This is a genomic window from Gordonia sihwensis NBRC 108236 (assembly GCF_000333035.1).
GTDB classification, from domain to species: domain Bacteria; phylum Actinomycetota; class Actinomycetes; order Mycobacteriales; family Mycobacteriaceae; genus Gordonia; species Gordonia sihwensis.
The window spans coordinates 1-18349 of record NZ_BANU01000005.1; the positions used below are offsets into that span (position 1 = coordinate 1).

At 69.8% G+C, this 18349-nt stretch carries 14 protein-coding genes; 8 read left to right on the plus strand and 6 right to left on the minus strand.

Going from position 1 to position 18349, the window contains the following annotated elements; translation table 11 throughout:
• Both GSI01S_RS03235 and GSI01S_RS03240 read left to right on the plus strand, forming a co-directional pair.
• A partial coding sequence (locus GSI01S_RS03235) for a helicase-related protein (RefSeq protein WP_006894941.1) occupies positions 1 to 1870 on the plus strand: 1870 nt, incomplete at its 5' end.
• A 65-nt stretch (positions 1871 to 1935) separates the two neighbouring features.
• Positions 1936 to 2736, plus strand: a complete 801-nt coding sequence (locus tag GSI01S_RS03240; RefSeq protein ID WP_006894942.1) for a DUF4333 domain-containing protein — start codon at positions 1936 to 1938, stop codon at positions 2734 to 2736.
• Positions 2737 to 2779: 43 nt separating this feature from the next.
• Here GSI01S_RS03240 and GSI01S_RS03245 read toward each other — a convergent pair whose 3' ends face one another.
• On the minus strand, positions 2780 to 3715 hold the full coding sequence (locus GSI01S_RS03245; protein WP_169317705.1) for a 5'-3' exonuclease: 936 nt from the start codon (positions 3713 to 3715) through the stop codon (positions 2780 to 2782).
• Positions 3716 to 3757: 42 nt separating this feature from the next.
• On the opposite strand from GSI01S_RS03245, the gene GSI01S_RS03250 reads away from it, so the two are divergent.
• A complete protein-coding gene (locus tag GSI01S_RS03250) occupies positions 3758 to 4876 on the plus strand; it encodes a M24 family metallopeptidase (protein ID WP_006894944.1) in 1119 nt (372 codons plus the stop codon).
• Here the strand turns inward: GSI01S_RS03250 and GSI01S_RS03255 are convergent.
• Both GSI01S_RS03255 and GSI01S_RS03260 read right to left on the minus strand, forming a co-directional pair.
• On the minus strand, positions 4836 to 6350 hold the full coding sequence (locus GSI01S_RS03255) for an HNH endonuclease signature motif containing protein (RefSeq protein ID WP_006894945.1): 1515 nt from the start codon (positions 6348 to 6350) through the stop codon (positions 4836 to 4838). The two genes, GSI01S_RS03250 and GSI01S_RS03255, sit on opposite strands and share 41 nt — an antisense overlap.
• Positions 6351 to 7042: 692 nt before the next feature.
• Positions 7043 to 7459: a TIGR03618 family F420-dependent PPOX class oxidoreductase gene (locus GSI01S_RS03260; RefSeq protein ID WP_006894947.1), complete on the minus strand. Its 417-nt coding sequence runs from the start codon at positions 7457 to 7459 to the stop codon at positions 7043 to 7045.
• A gap of 80 nt (positions 7460 to 7539) precedes the next feature.
• Here GSI01S_RS03260 and dprE2 point away from each other — a divergent pair, with 80 nt between their 5' ends.
• From dprE2 to GSI01S_RS03280, 4 genes are read left to right on the plus strand one after another with little or no spacing between them, the layout of a single operon-like run.
• Complete coding sequence (gene dprE2, locus GSI01S_RS03265; protein ID WP_433820935.1) at positions 7540 to 8289, plus strand: decaprenylphospho-beta-D-erythro-pentofuranosid-2-ulose 2-reductase; 750 nt, start codon at positions 7540 to 7542, stop codon at positions 8287 to 8289.
• Positions 8286 to 9530, plus strand: a complete 1245-nt coding sequence (locus tag GSI01S_RS03270; protein ID WP_006894949.1) for a bifunctional cobalt-precorrin-7 (C(5))-methyltransferase/cobalt-precorrin-6B (C(15))-methyltransferase — start codon at positions 8286 to 8288, stop codon at positions 9528 to 9530. Before dprE2 ends, GSI01S_RS03270 begins: the two co-directional genes overlap by 4 nt.
• On the plus strand, positions 9527 to 10300 hold the full coding sequence (cobM, locus tag GSI01S_RS03275; protein WP_006894951.1) for a precorrin-4 C(11)-methyltransferase: 774 nt from the start codon (positions 9527 to 9529) through the stop codon (positions 10298 to 10300). The genes GSI01S_RS03270 and cobM overlap by 4 nt, the downstream gene beginning before the upstream one ends.
• Positions 10293 to 11057 carry a cobalt-precorrin-6A reductase gene (locus tag GSI01S_RS03280; RefSeq protein WP_006894952.1) on the plus strand — a complete coding sequence of 255 codons (765 nt, stop codon included), beginning with the start codon at positions 10293 to 10295 and terminating at the stop codon, positions 11055 to 11057. Before cobM ends, GSI01S_RS03280 begins: the two co-directional genes overlap by 8 nt.
• Here the strand turns inward: GSI01S_RS03280 and GSI01S_RS03285 are convergent.
• The 3 genes from GSI01S_RS03285 to cobG form a co-directional block, all read right to left on the minus strand.
• The gene (locus GSI01S_RS03285; RefSeq protein ID WP_006894953.1) at positions 11054 to 12568 is read right to left on the minus strand and encodes a precorrin-2 C(20)-methyltransferase; all 1515 of its coding nucleotides are present in this window, start codon (positions 12566 to 12568) and stop codon (positions 11054 to 11056) included. The genes GSI01S_RS03280 and GSI01S_RS03285 overlap by 4 nt on opposite strands.
• 11 nt (positions 12569 to 12579) lie before the next feature.
• Complete coding sequence (locus tag GSI01S_RS03290; protein WP_006894954.1) at positions 12580 to 13203, minus strand: precorrin-8X methylmutase; 624 nt, start codon at positions 13201 to 13203, stop codon at positions 12580 to 12582.
• 72 nt (positions 13204 to 13275) lie between these two features.
• The gene (gene cobG / locus GSI01S_RS03295) at positions 13276 to 14448 is read right to left on the minus strand and encodes a precorrin-3B synthase (RefSeq protein ID WP_006894955.1); all 1173 of its coding nucleotides are present in this window, start codon (positions 14446 to 14448) and stop codon (positions 13276 to 13278) included.
• A gap of 207 nt (positions 14449 to 14655) precedes the next feature.
• Between cobG and cobN the strand changes: the two genes are divergently transcribed.
• Positions 14656 to 18291, plus strand: a complete 3636-nt coding sequence (cobN, locus tag GSI01S_RS03300) for a cobaltochelatase subunit CobN (RefSeq protein WP_006894956.1) — start codon at positions 14656 to 14658, stop codon at positions 18289 to 18291.
• Positions 18292 to 18349 lie beyond the last annotated feature (58 nt).

Genomic DNA, 18349 nt, shown 5'->3' on the forward strand with positions numbered 1-18349 from the left:
GCAGTGTCTGCGCTCGGACCTGAATCTGCTCGAGCCGCACCAGGTCTCCGCCGTCGACGCGATCGTCGACCGCCATCTCTCGGCGCTGGCCCCCGGTGATGCTGACGTTCTCGGGGTCGACGAGTGGCGCGACGGCCTGCGCCGCGGCTTCGCCGCCCATCACGCAGGACTCCTGCCGACCTTTCGGCAGGCCGTCGAAGAGCTGTTCGTCGAGGGACTCGTGCAGGTGGTGTTCGCGACCGAGACCTTGGCGCTGGGCATCAACATGCCCGCGCGCAGCGTGGTCCTCGAACGCCTGGTGAAGTACAACGGCGAAGCGCACGTCGACTTGACGCCGGGGGAGTACACCCAGCTCACCGGCCGCGCCGGACGACGCGGAATCGACGTCGAAGGACATGCGGTGGTCGTCTGGACTCCCGAAGTGGCCCCCGACCGGGTGGCCGGCCTGGCGGGAGCACGGACCTTTCCCCTGCGCAGCTCGTTCGCCCCCGAATACAACATGGCGATGAACCTGATCGATCGGCTCGGGGTGGACGGATCGCGCGATCTGCTCCGACGGTCGTTCGCGCAGTTCCAGACCGACAGATCGGTGGTGGGTCAGGCGCGGCAACTCGACCGCGCCCGCATGACGCTCCGCAAGGTGGACGCCGAACTCGAGCACTCGGCCGAACGGAAGGGGCTGGCCCCCGAGTCGTTCCTCGAATACGTCTCGCTTCGCGAGGACATCCGCAGGCACGAACGCGCGGCCAAGTTCGTCCGTCGGATGGAGGCGTCCGATGCGGTGTCCGAGGACCTGCTGTCGTTGAAGCCCGGCAACGTGATCGGCCTGAACAACGGCAGGCACCGCGGACTGGCACTGGTGCTCGAGCGCGCGGCCATGGATGTGGACCCGAAACCGCTGGTGCTGAGCGAGGACGGCTGGACCGGCAGGGTCGGCGTGCGCGACTTCGTCAATCCGCCCGAGGTGCTGGGACACCTGCGGATACCGAAGTCGGCGAATCGGCGCAGCGCACAGGGCCGACGCGAACTGGTCAAGCTGATCCGCTCCAGCGGAATCGCGCGGCCACGGGGACGCAACAAGAAGAAGCGGGAGCTGTCGGAGCACGATCTGCGGCTCACCGAACTGCGCAACCGGCTCCGCAAGCACCCGGTCCACAAGCTCAACGGCATCGACGATCTGCACCGGCTGTCCGAACGTCGTCACCGGCTGCTTCGCGACATCGACAGTCTCGAACGAGCGGTGGACGAACGGACCGCGGCACTCGAGACCGAGTTCGACGCGATCACCGGTGTGCTGACCGAACTGTCGTATCTCGAGACCGATGACTCCGGGGAGCTGGTCGTGACGCCGACCGGCGCGGTTCTGCGACGGATCTACTCCGAGAGCGACCTGCTCGTCGCCGAGTGCATTCGTGCGGGGATCTGGGACCGGCTCTCACCGCCGGACCTGGCCGCCGTGGTGTCGTCGATGGTGTACGAGTCGCGGCGCGACTCCTACAGCGGCGGTGTCGACTCGATGCCCGGCGACCGGGCGCTGCGGGAGTCCCTCCTCGCGACGGTCGACGTGTGGCAGGCGACCAACGACGTGCAGGAGCGACACGGAGTCGTTCAGACGCGTGAACCCGACACCGGATTCTGTATCGCCATCGGTGCCTGGGCCTCGGGCCGGTCGCTGCGGGAAGCCTTGCTGGCCGCGTCGGAACGGGGACAGTTGCTCTCACCTGGCGACTTCGTTCGGTGGAACCGCCAGGTCATCGATCTGCTGGAGCAGATCCGAGGCAGCGTGGATCCGGACACCGGTCTCGCGGTGGCTGCGGCACGGGCGGTCAAGGGTGTCAAACGCGGGGTCGTCGCCTCCGAATTGGATTGAGTCGCTGCGGTAACGTGACACCAGCCACGGCCGCAGGTGGCATCTGCTGAGGAGGAAGGCGCGACATGACGAACGGAAACGAGCCCACCGCTCCGGGGCAGCCGGGGGACGAGGAGACCACGGTGGTGCGACGTCCGGACGCGGCGGGACAGCAGCAGAGCCCGTGGCAGCGAGATCAGCAGTCATTCGCGGGCCCCACCGAGCAGATCGGTCAGCCGCAGCCGGGTCAGCCGCAGCCGGGGCACGGGCAGCCGGGGCAGGAACAGGCGGGGCAGACGCAGACCGGCTGGCAGCCGGGCCAGTACGGCGCTCCGTCCGGTGCTCCGCAGGGGGGTCCGGCGTACGGCCAGCAGCCGTACGCGCAGCAGGGATATCAGCAGCAGTACGGGCAACCCCAGTTCGGTCAGTCCCAGTACGGTCAGCAGCAGCCGTATGCGCAGGCCCCGTTCGGTCAGCAGCAGCCGCCGGCTCCGCCGCTCGGCGGCGATCCCACTCTCAATCCCTACGCTCCCGCGCAGCCCGCGCCGAAGAAGGCGACCGGGAAGCTGATCGGCGTCATCGTCGGCGTGCTGGTCCTCATCGCGGCCGTGGTGGCGCTGACTGCGTTCGTCTGGCCGGGATGGGTCACGAAGACGTTCAATCAGTCCGCGGTGCAGGACGGCGTCATGAAGGTGCTGACCGCGAAGAACCAGGACGACGGATACGGTCTGTCGGACGTGAAGGACGTCCAGTGCCCGAGTGGTCAGGAAGTGAAGGCGGGAACCGTGTTCACCTGCTCGGTGAAGGTGAAGGGCGAGAACAAGCACGTCACCGTCACGGTAAAGGACGACAAGGGCACCTACGAGGTCTCGCGTCCGACCAACTGACGCGCGGGACCGACCGCCCGCCGGCCGTGCTGCGGGCTCCCGATCACCATTCGAGCGCCTTCGCCAGCCGCGTGATCGAAGCGTCGATGCCGAGCTCGGCGACGAGGGCGTCGAGTCCGTCCCGGTCCGCGGGCGCCGCGGGTAGCGCATCGGTCTCGGTGCTGTCGACGGTGTCGGCGTCGGTCCGTACGGCGACCACTGTGCGGGCCGCAGCCAGATAGTCCCTCGAATCGCGGATCGAGTTCCGAGCCCGTGTCGGTACGGCGGTCCGGTCGTCGTAGGCCGCTGCCTCCAGTGCGTCGAGGCTGCCGAACTGGGTGAGCAGTTTCGCGGCCGTCTTCTCGCCGATCCCGGGAACGCCGGGAAGCCCGTCCGACGGGTCGCCCCGGAGGATCGACATCTCGGCGTAGGCGACGCCCGCGCGCTCTGGCGGAACTCCGTACTTGGCGGCGACCTCCTCCGGGCCCATCAGTTCGGCCTTGGCCAGTCCTCTGCCCACGTACAGCACGCGGACCGGGACCGGATCATCGGCGACCACCTGCAGCAGGTCGCGGTCGCCGCTGACGACCAGCACCTCGTCGTCGGCCTCGTGGAAGGCGAGCGTGCCGATGACATCGTCGGCTTCGCAGCCGGCAGCGCCCGAAGTCGCGATGCCCGCACACCGCAGCACATCGAGGATCATGTCGACCTGCGGGGTGAGGGTCTCCGGAACCTCTTCGGCGCCGTCGCCGCCGTCGGAGACCCGGTGTGCCTTGTACGACGGGATCAGATCGGTTCGGAACGATGGTCGCCATTCGAGGTCGAGGCACACCACCAGCCGTGTGGGGCGATGTGCGGTGACCAACGCCGCGATCGTGTCGACGAACCCCCGGACCGCGTTGACCGGGCGTCCGTCGGGTGCGGTCATCTTCTCCGGCAGCGCGTAGAACGAACGAAACCACAGGCTCGCTCCGTCGAGGAGCATCAATGATCCGGTCATGGTCATCACCTTGTCACACCGCCGGTGAAATACCCTGAACGCATGGCGACCAGATTCGACTCCGAGGTGTATGCCCGCCGTCTGCGACGGGCAGCCGATCTCACCCGCGATGCGGGCTACGACGCGATCATCGTCGGGACCGGACCCGACTTCCGGTATCTGACGGGATCGACGGCCGAGACCTTCGAGCGGCTGACAGCTCTGGTGATTCCGGCGAGCGGGCAGGCGTGGGTGGTCACCGCGAGGCTCGAACTGGCGGCTCTTCGCGAGTCGGCGATCGGCGAACTGGGCCTGCGCATAGCCGACTGGGTGGACGGTGATGACCCGTACGCGCTGGCCCTCGACGGACTCGGTGAGTCGGCGCGTCTGGCGGTGTCCGACAGTCTGCCCGCGCTGCACCTCATCCCGTTCGCGCGCCGGACCTCGGTGGCCCCGGATCTGGCGACGCCGGTGCTGCGCGAGTTGCGGATGATCAAGGACGACGCCGAACTGGAAGCACTGCGGAGGGCGGGAGAGGCCATCGACCGAGTTCACGCGCGTATGGCCGAGTTTCTGAAGCCGGGCCGTACGGAGGCGGAGGTGGCGGCTGATATCGATGCGGCGATTCGCGCCGAGGGCCACACTCATGCGGAGTTCATCATCGTGGGGTCCGGGCCCAACGGCGCCGATCCGCATCACGAGCATTCCGATCGCGTGATCGCCGAAGACGACGTGGTGGTGATCGACATCGGCGGACCGGTGGAGCCCGGCTACAACTCCGACTCCACTCGCACGTACTGCTTCGGCCCGCCGCGCGCCGACGTCGCCGAGGCCTATGCGGTCCTGGAACGGGCGCAGGCGGCCGCGGTCGCTGCGGTCCGGCCCGGCGTCTCCGCGGAGAGCGTCGACGCCGCGGCCCGCGACATCCTCGTGGACGCGGGACTCGGCGACCGGTTCATTCATCGGACCGGCCACGGGATCGGGCTGTCGGTGCATGAGGAGCCTTACATCGTCGCGGGCAATGCGGACGTTCTGCGGGAGGGCATGGCCTTCAGCGTGGAGCCTGGCGTGTACTTCGACGGCGACTGGGGCGCACGTATCGAAGACATCGTCATCGTGACAGCCGACGGCTGTGAACCGGTCAACTCGCGGCCGCACGGCCTGGTGGTCCTGCCGAACTGATCGGGCGGGGCAGCCCCCGCGATCGCTGCGCGCGCGGGTGAAGCGATTGTGCTTGTCCGGCATGGTGGATCGGGTTCAGGCGCCAGGGTTGGTCGGTGGTGGCTGGTCGCCAGGCCATGCGTCCGGCATCGGGTCCGTCGGTGAGGATGGTGGTCTCCCACTGTCCGCGTGCGGTGCCGACTGCGCGGTTGTGGCGTCCGCAGGCGGCGCCGAGGGCGTCGATGTCGGTGCGTCCGGCCGGGGTGATCCAGTCCGGTGCGTGATGGGCCTGAGTCTGCGCGAAGGGGCGGTCGCAGCCGGGAGCGGTGCAGCCGCGGTCGCGGGCGAACAACGCCAACCGCTGCGCTCTACTCGCGAAGCGTGCACCGCGGCCCTGGTAGAGGACTTCGCTGGTGTGATTGCGGAAGACGGCCAGGTGCGGGACGGCGTCGGCGGCGAGCCGGACGAGTTCGCCGATCGGGATGCGGGTGCCGGTGGCGGTCAGGGCGATTCCGGCGTGGGCGGCGAGTTCCTGGTCGGTGACGGTGATGACGAGTTCGGCTGGTATCCGGTTCGGTGCACCCAGTCCGCCGTGGGCGAGAACGTAATCACACAACGCCAGCAACGCATCGTGCGTGCGCTGAGCGGCGCTGCGCAGATCCCGACCCCGCGCCGCCGCCAGAGCCTCGGCGTCGATGCCGTCGGCGTCGATGGTTCCGGTAGGTGAGTCGGGGTCGGCGGGATTGTTCATCCCGGGTGCGGCCCAGGCGGTCAAGATCACCTCGAACTTCGCCCGCAACTCCGGAGTCATCGCGCCGCGGACTCTGCTCATCAACTGCCGATCCTGCGGGAGGATCGTGATTCCGCGTTGGCGTTGCCGGTCGACGTGATCGCTCTCCTGACCATCCGGATCCAGATGGGCGAGCAGCCGGTCACCGACCTTGCCCAGATCATCCGGATTCAACCCGACGGCAGCCTCGGCCAACTCCGCCTCCGCGCGGGCTTTGACCTCCGGCGAGATACAGCCGGGCACTTTCGCCAGCACCGCGGAGATCACCAGTGCGTGTTCTGCGCCGACGGTCCCGGCCGCCACTGCCGCGGCGGTGGCGGGCTTCCGTGGCGGCAGCGTTTCACCTTGGAAGTTGGAGAACTCGCCGATGGTCTCGGCCATCCGCAGCCGTCGGCCGGCCTCGCGGGTTCCCAGCCGCAAGCCTTGTGACAGGTATTGGTGCGGATTCAGATAGCCGGCGGTGCGGTGCGCGTTGCGGTCGGAGACCTCCACCAACAATCTGGACGAAACGCCGTCCCAGCGTCGCCGAATGCGTTCGGCGGTCTGTGTGTGCGCCAACAGGTCCGGTTCGGTCTCCGGCGACAGGGAGGTCTCGGCGAGTTTGACCGCCGCGGCATCGATCAGTGCGAGTAGTTCGGCGGGCCGCGCCGGCAGCGCGCCGGTGGCGACGACAGTGGCGATCGAATCGGTGATCGGATCGGTCATCGCTGTCACCTCCCCCGAGTGTTTCAGCTGTTCACACCATGTTTTCTTGACCTACCAGAACTCTACCAACGGGGTATGACATTGATGATGGTTGGTAGTTCCACGACGGTCGTGACTCCGGGTACGACTGACCCCCTGCTGGGTTGTCCACGAATTGGTCTGTCCGGTCGGTGTGGGGCGTCGAATGTTCACGAGCGGCGGTGGCCATGACCTGATCAGGAGCTTGGCCGGTTGCCTAACCGATGTCTTGTCTGACCGCCGCCGCCCGCCGAGCGCCGTCGCAGTCATCACCTCGGTCGGCGGCGAGCCGGCCGAGGCGAGAGTTCCCGGCGACCTCGGCCGGGTACCGGGCGATGACTTCGTGCCTCGATGGTCACGACGTCAGTGCCGTCGGGGTGGAATGCACCAGCAGCTACGGGCGGGGAATCACCAGCGTGCTCCAGGCGGCAGGGCTGTCGGTGGCCGAAGTGTACGGCGGCGGCAAGGACAAGAAACGAATCAAGGGGCAAGTCCGACCCGCTTGATGCTGTCGCCGCGGCCCGCGCGGTCCTGGCCGGCGACGGTATCGCGATCCCGAAGGACGAACGCACCAACATGGTCCGCGCCCTGCATCTGACGCAGCGCGGCGCCGGTCCCCGCATCTTCGGGGAAGACCTCGCGTCATCGAGGTCTCCGTGACCTCGGCCCGCGACTCATCCGGCAGCAGCAGTGCCGAACATTCCGGCCGACCCGAGCACGCGCGCGATGTCCATCTCAATCACGACGCGGCGGGGATTCGGCTTCGGAGTCCGGTAGCGAGCCGCGTACCGTGCCTCGGCGTCGGCCACGGAGACCGGATCGCGGCGGACGGTCACCGGACCCTCGAGGGTCAGCCACCGTGGGCCGTCCACGTGCGTCAGCGCCGCGTATCCGCCCCGATCGGCGTTGCGCACCTTCTGCGAGCCCTCGAAGGTGATCACCCGTGCCTTCTGCGCGTCGCCGTCGAAGGTGAAGCCGACTGCCACCACATGCGGCGTTCCGTCGGCTCGGGTGGTCGCCAGCGTCGCGAGGTGGTACTCGGACAGCATCTGGGCGGCTTCGGCGGACAGTTCGGCGACGGTTCGGCTCATGGTCCCCACGGTATCGGCGACGTCGCGCCGTCATCGACCCGGCCGCGTCGCGGTCCGGCAGCACCGGCGATACTGGTCCGGTGGGAACGATCGTGGTCTTCGGTGGACGCAGCGAGATAGGGGTGGCGACGGCGGCGCGCCTGGCCGAGGGAAATCGCGTGGTCCTCGCCGCGCGCCGACCCGACGACCTGGCCGGTGAGACGCAGACATTGCTGTCGGCGGGCGCGACCGCGGTCGACACCGTGGCGTTCGACGCCGACGACATCGCCTCGCATACCGCACTCGTCGAATCGCTGTTCCGCGACGGTGCCCGGGTGGACGTCGCGATCGTGGCGTTCGGGATTCTCGGCGACGCGGCCCGGTCGGAGACCGATGTGGCCCACGCCTTGCAGATCGCCCACACCGACTACTACGCGCAGATAAGCGTGATGACTCCTCTCGCGGTGGCCCTGCGACGCCAGGGGTCGGGCACGATCATCGTGTTCTCGTCGGTCGCCGGTGTCCGCGTGCGCCGCGCGAACTACGTGTACGGCTCCACCAAGGCCGGGCTCGACGGCTTCGCGAGCGGGCTGGCCGACGCGCTGCACGGTTCCGGCGTCCGCCTCCTCCTCGCGCGGCCAGGATTCGTGGTCGGTGCGATGACACGCGAGCTGATGGCCTCCGGAGTCGAGCCCGCTCCCTTCGCCAGGACCGCGGACCAGGTCGCCGACGCCGTCGCCAAGGCCTATCGCAAGGGAAGAGGCGAGGTGTGGATCCCCGGTGTGCTCCGGCCCATCTTCTTCGGCATGCGCCTGCTTCCCCGCCCCGTCTGGCGGAGGCTGCCGCGATGACGGGAGAGTCCGGGCCGAAGCAGCCCGCCCGCTTCGTCGTGGTGGGAATCGGAGCCGACGGATGGAGCGGACTGAGCGCCCGCGCCCGAGCAGCGCTGGACGAGGCGACGACGGTGTACGGTTCGGCGCGCCAACTCGACCTGGTCGCCGAACACCTGACCGCGGATACTGTGCCGTGGCGTTCGCCGATGTCCGAGCACCTGCGCGAAGTGCTGCGCGACAGCTCGGCACATGGCACGATTCACGTGCTGGCCAGCGGTGATCCGATGTTCCACGGCATCGGCTCCACCATCGTCCGACAGGTCGGTCGCGACCGCGTCACCATCGTCCCGGCACCGTCGAGCGTCTCGCTCGCGGCCGCCGAACTGGGCTGGGACCTGGCATCCACCACCATCGTCAGCACAGTCACCGCACCCGCCTCGGCGGTGGTTCCCGAACTCGGCGACGGCATCCGCCTTCTGGTCCTGTCCAGAGACGGCTCCACACCGGCCGAAATCGCGGAGCTGTGCCGGGCGCACGGGTACGGCTGGACCACGATGAGTGTGCTCGAGAATCTCGGAGCCGCGACGCAGGCCGTCCGGACCGGACTGGCTCGCTCATGGGACGACCGCCCGTGCGCGCCACTGAACATCACCGCGCTCGACTGTGTGGGCCCGAGTTCGTCGCACTGCCCGGGACTGCCCGACGAGGCGTACGAGCACGACGGCCAGCTGACGAAACAGACCGTGCGGGCACTCTCTGTCTCGGCCCTGGCTCCCGCCGCCGGACAACTGCTGTGGGACGTCGGCGCGGGCGCCGGAAGCATCGGTATCGAGTGGCTGCGGTGCACGCGCGACGGCCGGGCCGTCGCCTTCGAGGCCGACCGGCTCCGGGCCGCCGCCCTGCGACGCAATGCCGAGAAGCTCGGCGTCGGTCACCGGCTCACGCTGGCCGGCGCGGTGCCCGAGGCGCTGGCCGGAGCCGCCGACCCCGACGCGGTCTTCCTCGGGGGCGGCGTCGACCGCGACGTCCTCGACACCGCCTGGGATGCGCTGATGCCTGGCGGACGCATCGTCGGAAACGCGGTCGCGATCGAGACCCAGCACTTGTTCATCGACGCGCAGGAGCGGTACGGGGGGAGCCTCACCCGCCTGTCCGTGGAACGTGCCGCACCACTGGGCCGCCTCACGGCGTGGCGACCCGCTCTGCCGATCGTCCAATGGGTCGCGGTGAAAGACGACGCCGCGCGGGAGGACACATGACCGTCTACTTCATCGGCGCCGGCCCGGGGGCCGCCGACCTCATCACGGTTCGCGGCGCCGAGATCCTCAGTCGATGCACGGTGTGCCTGTACGCGGGATCGCTGGTGCCAGACGAACTCCTCGGTCGTCTGCCCGACGGTGCCGAGATCGTGAACACCGCGCGAATGCCGCTGACGGAGATCCTGAGCAGACTCGCACGCGCCGACGCCGCCGGTCACGACGTGGCCCGACTCCACTCCGGCGATCTCGCCCTGTACTCGGCGTTGACCGAGCAGCAGCGCGGTCTGCGCGAACTGGGCATCGCCTACGAACTGATTCCCGGGGTGCCCGCGTTCGCGGCGGCGGCGGCCGCCCTCGACACCGAGCTGACCGTCCCGGGAGTGGGGCAGAGTCTGATGGTGACGCGCGTCTCGACACTCTCGACCGATATGCCGCCGGGGGAGGACCTCGGTTCCCTGGCTCGCAGCGGCGTCACTCTCGCCCTCCACCTCGCCGCACACCGCACCGAGCAGATCGTCGCCGAACTGGCGCCGCACTACGGCGCCGACTGCCCGACGGCGACGGTCGCGTACGCCTCGCGCCCCGATCAGCGGATCGTGCGCTGCCGGCTCGACGAACTGCCCGCGGAACTGTCGGCGGCGCGCATCACCAAGACCGCCGTGATCTTCGTCGGGCGCGTCTTGGACGCCCGGACGCATCCCGCCGGCACCGACAGCTATCTCTACTCGCATGCCCGGATGACGAAGCTGCGTGAGGACCGCCATGCCTGAGCCGTCCGTGCTGATCCTGGGCGGAACCGGCGAGGCGCGCGAACTCGCACGCCTGCTCGATGAGTCCGGTGTTCCGGTCGTCACCTCCCTCGCGGGCAGAGTCGCCGATCCGCGTCTGCCGGTCGGCCGGGTGCGCGTCGGCGGCTTCGGCGGCGTCGACGGTCTCGCCGCGTGGATCGGCGAGGCCGAAATAACCGCGATCGTCGACGCGACGCACCCGTTCGCCGCCAGAATCACGCCGAACGCCGTCGCGGCGGCGGAACTGACCGGGGTCGGATATCTGCGCCTCGCACGACCGCCGTGGTCACCCGGGGCCGGCGAGCGCTGGACGCGCGTGCCCGACATCGCCGCCGCCGCGACCGCGGTCGCCGAGAGGGGCGGGAGCCGGGTCTTCCTCACCACCGGACGACAGGACGTGTCCGAGTTCGCGGAGATCGACGACGCGTGGTTCCTGATTCGGGTGGTGGATCCGCCCGAGGGGCCGCTGCCGCCGCATCACCGGGTTCTCCGCTCCCGCGGCCCGTACCGTCTCGCCGATGAGACGGCGCTGCTGCGCGAGCACCGCATCGACGTGCTGGTCACGAAGAACAGCGGGGGAGAGATGACCGTCGCCAAACTCCGCGCCGCCGCGCGGCTCGGTGTCGAGGTGATTGTCGTCGACCGTCCCGCGGAACCCGGCGGGATCGCGCGCGTCAATACCCCGAGCGAGGCCCTCGACTGGCTGTCCGGGCCGGCCGGCCGAGGAGAGATCCGCTAGGAGTAATGCCGCGGGGTGTACACGAGGTCGCCGGCAGGTCGGTGGGCGACGGTGGTCATCGACGAGCCGATGATCAACAGCGTGCGCATGTCCACCGTCGACGGATCGAAGTCCGCGGCCGTGGTCACTGTCAGGCGCTGTCCCGGGCCGCCCACGTCACGGCCCTGTATCACCACGCGGTCGGCCGGAACCAGTTCGGTCAGGAGTTCTTTGAGGCGATTGATCTGCTCCACGCGTTTCGGAGACGCCGGATTGTAGATCGCGACCACCAGGTCGGCGGCGATCGCGTGCCGGAGCCGCTCCTCGATGACCGATCCGGGCTTGAGCAGATTCGACAGGGAGATCACGGCGAAATCGTGGCCGATCGGCGCACCGACAGCGGCCGCCACCGCGTGCGCGGCGCTCACCCCCGGCGTCACTCGCACCGGCACATGCGCCCACCGTTCCTCCGCAGCGGCCTCCGCCACCGCAGTCGCCATGGCGAACACCCCCGGATCGCCCGACGACACGACGGCCACCCTGGCGCCGCGCGAGGCCAGGTCGAGGGCGAACTCCGCGCGTTCGGCCTCGACTCGATTGTCACTGGCGTGGACCCGCTGTCCGGGGCGCGCCACCACCCGGTTCAGGTAGGTCTTGTATCCGACGAAATCGGTCGCCGCCGCCAACTCCGCGGCCACCTGCGGCGTCGTCTGGTCCACCGGTCCGGGACCGAGGCCGACCACCACCACTTCACCGCGCGGACGGTCGCCTCCCGCGGCGAGCGGATTGTTGCGTCGCCCGGGTACCACGATCAGGGAGAAATAGGGCACCGACGACGGGTCGACGTCGGCCACGCGCTCCACGCGCTGGCGGTCGGTGGACGCCCTTTCGACGTACCAGGCCTCGTCGAGACGCCCGGCGGCGGCCAGAGCGTCGCGCACCTTCACGAAGGTGCGGCCGAGTTTCATGATCGCCAAGGCCTCGCCGGACCGGAAATGCGCGATCAGCTCGCCGGCCTCGGCGGTTCCGGGCAGGACCGTCAGCGTCTCCTCGCCTTCGACGAGCGGGATGCCGAGCGCCGCGGACGCCGCATTCACCGACGTCACCCCGGGAATGATCTGCGCCTCGAACCGGTCGACGAGCCGCTTGTGCATGTGCATGTACGAGCTGAAGAACAGCGGGTCGCCCTCGGCGAGCAGCGCCACATCGCGTCCGGCGGCCAGGTGCCCGGCGAGGAGTTCGGCACTCTCGGCGTAGAAGTCGGCCATCGCGCCCGCGTAGCCGCCGGGATGATCGGTGGTCTCCACGGTGAGCGGGTACATCAGCCGTTCTTCGATCTGGCCTTCGCTCAGATACGGTTCCGCGACCGAGCGGGCAATCGAATTACCGTGCCGTGCACAGTGATACGCGATCACGTCGGCCTCGCCGATGATCCGCGCAGCCTTCACCGTCACCAGTTCGGAGTCGCCCGGCCCCAGGCCGACACCCCACAGTTTTCCGTTCACAGCGGAGTCCGCTCCCGTCGTCGACATCACCGGACCGCTCATTCCGCCGTGCTCGCGAGAGCGTTGACCGCGGCCGCGGTGATCGCCGAGCCGCCGCGTCGGCCGGTGACGGTGATGAACTCCAGATCAGTGCGTTCGGCGAGCGCCGCACATGATTCGGCGGCCCCGACGAAGCCCACCGGTGCGCCGACGATCGCGGCCGGACGAGGCCAGCCCTGGTCGATCAGGTCGAGGAGCGCGAACAACGCGGTGGGAGCGTTGCCGATCGCGACCACGGCGCGGTCCAGGTCGTCGCGCCAGTACTGCAGCGCCGCGGCGGTCCGAGTGTTGCCGATCCGCTCGGCGAGATCGGCGATCCCCGGCTCCTTGAGGTGACAGCGGACCGCATTGTCGGCGGGAAGCCGCAGCCGCGTGATACCCGACGCGACCATGTTGGTGTCGCAGAGGATCGGCCCGCCCGCTGCCAAGGCGGCGCGAGCGGCCGTCACCACTCCCGGGGTCGCCACCACGTCGTCGGTGAGGTCGGTCTGTCCGGACGCGTGGATCATCCGGACCACCACCGGCTCGAGGTCGGCGGGAAAGCCCGTCAGATCGGATTCGGCGCGGATCATGGCAAACGACTGACGGTAGATCTCGGCTCCGTCGCGGACATACTCGGTCATGGTGTGCCCAAGATTACGCACCCGAGGCGGCGGCGGTGGACCCGGTACGGCACCGCGCCGTGCCGGTGAGAATCAGCCGCCCGGGACGCGACGGTCGGTGCGGTAGCCGTCGCCCGTGGCGATCCGCCGGACGTGCGGACCGTTCGGGGATCCGCACCCGCGGTCGCAGCCGAGCCAATGCTCGCGTTCGCGACCGGGCGCCGCATCCGGGGCACCGAGGTGCGCGAGCAGGTCGCTGCGGACGTCGGCGTGCGACCGGCCGCATCCGGGCGAGCCGGTGCATGCGCTGAATCTCGTCCACGGACTGGCCGAATCGAAGATGAACCCGAGCGGGGCGAGCACGCGCACCACGGTCTCGGCCACGGCCTCGGTGAGGTCGGGAATCAGGATCTCGCGCTCGGGCGTGATGAGGATCGGCGTGCCGATGGCGGCGGCGAACTGCGCCTGCCGTGCCGAGAGCCGGCCGAACTCGGTGACGGCACCGAGCAGCACCCGTCCGTCCGATTGCTCGAACCATCCGACGATGGGCTCTCGGACGTCCGGCCGGCCGCCATTCGCGGAGGCCGCGGCTTCGGTCGGTGCCAGACGCCCGAAGCCCGCCACGGCGCCCGAGACCGCAACGCGGGCCCGACCGTCGAGTTCCCGGATCCGCCACTCGTCGGCACGGTGCTCGTGGAACGACGCCGCGGCGGCGACCATCGCGGCGGGCAGTTCCGTCAGCGGCACCACCCGGCCGGTCGGGACGCCCCCGAGATGGATCGCCGCCTCGTCGGGACTCACGGCCGCGCCGAGCACGTCGACGTCGCGGCCCCTGACGTCACCGCGGCCGTCGTCGAAGCCGAACCAGAACCGGCCCGAGAGGTCGCGGGTCCACTGATGCCGATGCAGTTCGGCCTCCAGTTCGCGAGCAGCGGGCCGGACGTCGGCCAGACCGCCGATCCGACCGCTCAGCGGCGACACCACGATGTTCCGGACGCGGTCGTGAGCCCGGTCGGTGGCGAGTCCGGCCGCCAGGATGCGGTCGGCGAAGGCGTCCACGCGGTCGTCGGCGATCCCGCGCACCTGCAGGTTCGCGCGGACGGTGATCTCGATGTGGCCGTCGCCGAACTCCTCGGCGGCCAGGGCCAGCGCCTCCAGCGCGGCCGGTTCCACCTGCCCGCCCGACAACCGGATCCGGGCCAGCCGGCCGTCGTCGGCCGGATGGGTGCGGAAGACGCCGGGACAGCGGTCGGCGGGTTTGTTCACCCCTCCAGGATATGGCCTACAGTGAAGCCCAGCCTGCCCGCGCGGAAGCCGGTTCGAGTCCGGCACGGTCGCGCCACTGTGTGGGACACCGCCCGCCACTGCCGGCGTGTGTCCCGAGTCAGACCCGCAGCGTCAGGCGACCTTCGGTCCACCGGGCCGATGTGACCGTACGACGCCGGGCGCGCACTCCCGGCGAGGAGTATCACCGTGATCACCCTGTTCTCCACTTCCGACACCGACCTGCGCACGGCCGCCACCTGCGGTGCCGACTTCCGGGTCGCGAATCCGGCCCGCACGCTGATCGACGATCTGCCCGGGCTGCTCGACGGCGCCGACCTGGTGGTCGTCCGGCTGCTCGGCGGAAAGCAGGTGTGGGAGGACGGGCTGGCAGCGGTCCTCGCCGGCCGGGCGCCGGTGGTCGTGCTGTCGGGGGAGCACAATCCGGATCCGGATCTGATGGCACTGTCGACGGTGCCGGCCGGCGTCGCCGCGCAGGCGCACGCGTACTTCGTGGCCGGCGGCCGCGAGAACCTCCTCGCGGTGCACAACTTCCTCTCCGACACCGTGCTGCTCACCGGGCTCGGCTTCGACAGCCCGACGCAGACACCGGACTGGGGGGTACTCGAGCGGCCGGCGGCCGCCGTCCCGGACGACGCGCCCGCGGTGGCGGTGCTGTACTACCGCGCCCAGCATCTCGCGGGCAACACCGACTACGTCGCCGCCCTCTGCGATGCGATCGAGGCCCACGGGGCCCGCGCCACCGGAGTCTTCTGCGCCTCCCTGCGCAGCGCACCCGATGAACTGATCGAGCATTTCGCCGAATACGACGCGCTCGTGGTGACGGTGCTGGCCGCGGGCGGGTCGACGCCGGCGCTCGCCTCGGCCGGCGGCGACGACGAATCCTGGAACGTCGAGCGCCTCGCCGCGCTCGACATCCCGATCCTGCAGGGGCTCTGCTCCACCAGTTCCCGGTCCGACTGGGCAGCCAACGACGACGGTCTGACCCCACTCGACGTCGCCAGCCAGGTGGCCGTGCCCGAGTTCGACGGCCGCATCATCACCGCACCCTTCTCCTTCAAGGAATTCGACGACAACGGGCTCCCGTTCTACGCACCCGACCCCGAACGATGCGCGCGCGTCGCCGGCATCGCCGTCGCCCATGCGCGGCTGCGGCACGTGACACCGGCGGAGAAGAAGGTGGCCCTGCTGCTGTCGGCGTACCCCACCAAGCACGCCCGCATCGGCAACGCGGTCGGTCTCGACACGCCGCGCAGCCTGGTCGGAGTGCTGCGCGCCCTCCGGGATGCGGGCTACGACATCGGTCCGGCCGGCGGCGACGCCGCCGTCCCGGGCTTGGGATCACGGCCCGACGACGACGATCCGGACGCCCTGATGCACGCGCTGATCGACGCCGGCGGGCAGGACGCCGACTGGCTCACCGAGGAGGCGCTCGCGGCGAACCCGATCCGCGTCGGCGCCGCCGACTACTCACGGTGGTTCCAGACGCTGCCGGAGCAGTTGCGCTCCGACGTCGTCGAGCACTGGGGTCCGCCTCCGGGCGAACTGTTCGTGGACCGCTCTCACGACCCCGACGGCGAGATCGTGATCGCTGCGATGGTCTTCGGGAACATCGTGCTGCTGGTGCAGCCGCCCCGCGGGTTCGGTGAGAACCCGGTCGCGATCTACCACGATCCGGATCTTCCGCCCTCGCACCACTATCTCGCCAGCTACCGGTGGCTCGCGTCGCGACCCGATCGGGACGGCTGGGGCTTCGGAGCCGACGCCGTGGTGCACATCGGAAAACACGGCAATCTGGAGTGGCTGCCCGGCAAGATGGTGGCGCTCTCGGCCGATTGCGGCACCGACGCGGCACTGGGCGATCTGCCGCTGATCTACCCGTTCCTCGTCAACGACCCCGGCGAGGGAACGCAGGCCAAGCGGCGCGCGCACGCGGTCCTGGTGGACCACCTCATCCCGCCGATGGCGCGAGCCGAGACGTACGGCGACATCAACCGTCTCGAGCAACTGCTCGACGAGCACGCCAACATCTCGGCGCTCGACCCGGCCAAACTCCCCGCCATCCGGCAACAGATCTGGACACTGCTGACCGCGGCCAAGATGGACCAGGACCTCGGGCTCTCCGAGCGGCCCGACGAGGACGTCTTCGACGACATGCTGCTGCACGTGGACGGATGGCTCTGCGAGATCAAGGACGCCGCCATCCGCGACGGCCTGCACGTCCTCGGGCAGGCGCCAGACGGCGAGATGGAGATCGACCTCGTGCTCGCGATGCTGCGCGCCCGCCAGCTCTGGGGCGGCTCGCAGACGCTGCCCGGACTGCGCGAGGCCCTCGGACTCACCGAGAACGCCTCGCCGCGCGGGGAGGTCGACCGAGTGGAGGCGATCGCCAGGCGATTGGTCAGCACCTGCGCCGAGGGGGGCTGGACCCCCGAGGCCGTCGCGGCCGCGGCCGACGGCCACCCCGATGACGTGCACCGGATCCTGGCCTTCGCCGGGGACGAGGTGATCCCGCGACTGCGCCAGACCACGCGCGAGACGGACCGGGTCCTGCATGCGCTCGCCGGCGGGTTCATCCCGGCCGGCCCGAGCGGATCGCCGTTGCGCGGCCTGATCAACGTGCTCCCCACAGGTCGCAACTTCTACTCCGTCGACCCGAAGGCCGTCCCGTCGCAGCTGGCCGCCGAGACCGGTCGGGCGATGGCTGATTCGCTTCTCGAGCGCTATCTCGCCGACCACGGCGAGTACCCGGAGTCCGTCGGGCTCTCGGTGTGGGGGACCAGCGCCATGCGTACCTCCGGCGACGACATCGGGGAGGTCTTGGCGCTGCTGGGCGTCACGCCGGTGTGGGACGAGGGCTCGCGCCGCGTGGTCGATCTGGAGCTCGTGCCGCTCGCCGAACTCGGCCGCCCGCGGATCGACGTGACGGTGCGGATCTCCGGCTTCTTCCGCGACGCGTTCTCCCACGTCGTGGCGATGATGGACGATGCCGTGCAGCTCGCGGCCGACGCCGACGAGCCGGACGAGCAGAATTACGTCGCCGCGCACGCTCGGGCGGCGATCGCCGAACACGGGGACGCCCGCCGCGCCACCACGCGCGTCTTCGGCTCGCGGCCCGGCACGTACGGCGCCGGCCTGTTGCAGCTCATCGACTCCAAGCAGTGGCGCACCGACGAGGATCTGGCCGCGGTCTACACCGAGTGGGGCGGCTACGCCTACGGCCGCGGTCTCGACGGAGTCGCCGCCGTCGAGGACATGCGGGCCGCGTACCGACGCATCGCGGTGGCGGCGAAGAACACCGACACCCGCGAACACGACATCGCCGATTCGGACGACTACTTCCAGTACCACGGCGGGATGGTCGCCACCGTGCGGGCGCTCACCGGCACCGCACCGGAGGCCTACATCGGCGATTCCACGCGCCCGGACTCGGTACGCACCCGCACCCTGCACGAAGAGACCTCCCGCGTGTTCCGCGCGCGGGTGGTCAACCCGCGCTGGCTCGCGGCAATGCGCAGGCACGGATACAAGGGGGCCTTCGAGATGGCCGCCACCGTCGACTACCTCTTCGGATACGACGCCACCACCGATGTGGTGGCCGACTGGATGTACCAGCAGCTCACCGAGCAGTACGTGCTCGACGAGACCAACCGCGAGTTCCTCGATGCGGCCAACCCCTGGGCCCTGCACGGCATCACCGAAAGGCTTCTCGAGGCGGTGGAGCGGAAGATGTGGCACGAGCCACCCGCCGACATGCTGACCGAACTCCGCCGCGTGTACCTCGAAGCCGAGGGCGACATCGAGGCGCGCTCGGAACAGGAGTGAGCCGCCTGCGCCGAGGTCGCTGAGCAGCGGGGGAGCAAAACCGGGTCCTCGTTCGTTG

Bases quoted from the DNA above. Each gene is read 5' to 3' on its own strand.
- GSI01S_RS03240 (WP_006894942.1), top strand. From the start codon at position 1,936: ATGACGAACGGAAACGAGCCCACCGCTCCGGGGCAGCCGGGGGACGAG.
- GSI01S_RS03245 (WP_169317705.1), bottom strand. From the start codon at position 3,715: ATGACCGGATCATTGATGCTCCTCGACGGAGCGAGCCTGTGGTTTCGT.
- GSI01S_RS03250 (WP_006894944.1), top strand. From the start codon at position 3,758: ATGGCGACCAGATTCGACTCCGAGGTGTATGCCCGCCGTCTGCGACGG.
- GSI01S_RS03255 (WP_006894945.1), bottom strand. From the start codon at position 6,350: ATGACCGATCCGATCACCGATTCGATCGCCACTGTCGTCGCCACCGGC.
- GSI01S_RS03260 (WP_006894947.1), bottom strand. From the start codon at position 7,459: ATGAGCCGAACCGTCGCCGAACTGTCCGCCGAAGCCGCCCAGATGCTG.
- GSI01S_RS03270 (WP_006894949.1), top strand. From the start codon at position 8,286: ATGACGGGAGAGTCCGGGCCGAAGCAGCCCGCCCGCTTCGTCGTGGTG.
- cobM (WP_006894951.1), top strand. From the start codon at position 9,527: ATGACCGTCTACTTCATCGGCGCCGGCCCGGGGGCCGCCGACCTCATC.
- GSI01S_RS03280 (WP_006894952.1), top strand. From the start codon at position 10,293: ATGCCTGAGCCGTCCGTGCTGATCCTGGGCGGAACCGGCGAGGCGCGC.
- GSI01S_RS03285 (WP_006894953.1), bottom strand. From the start codon at position 12,568: ATGTCGACGACGGGAGCGGACTCCGCTGTGAACGGAAAACTGTGGGGT.
- GSI01S_RS03290 (WP_006894954.1), bottom strand. From the start codon at position 13,203: ATGACCGAGTATGTCCGCGACGGAGCCGAGATCTACCGTCAGTCGTTT.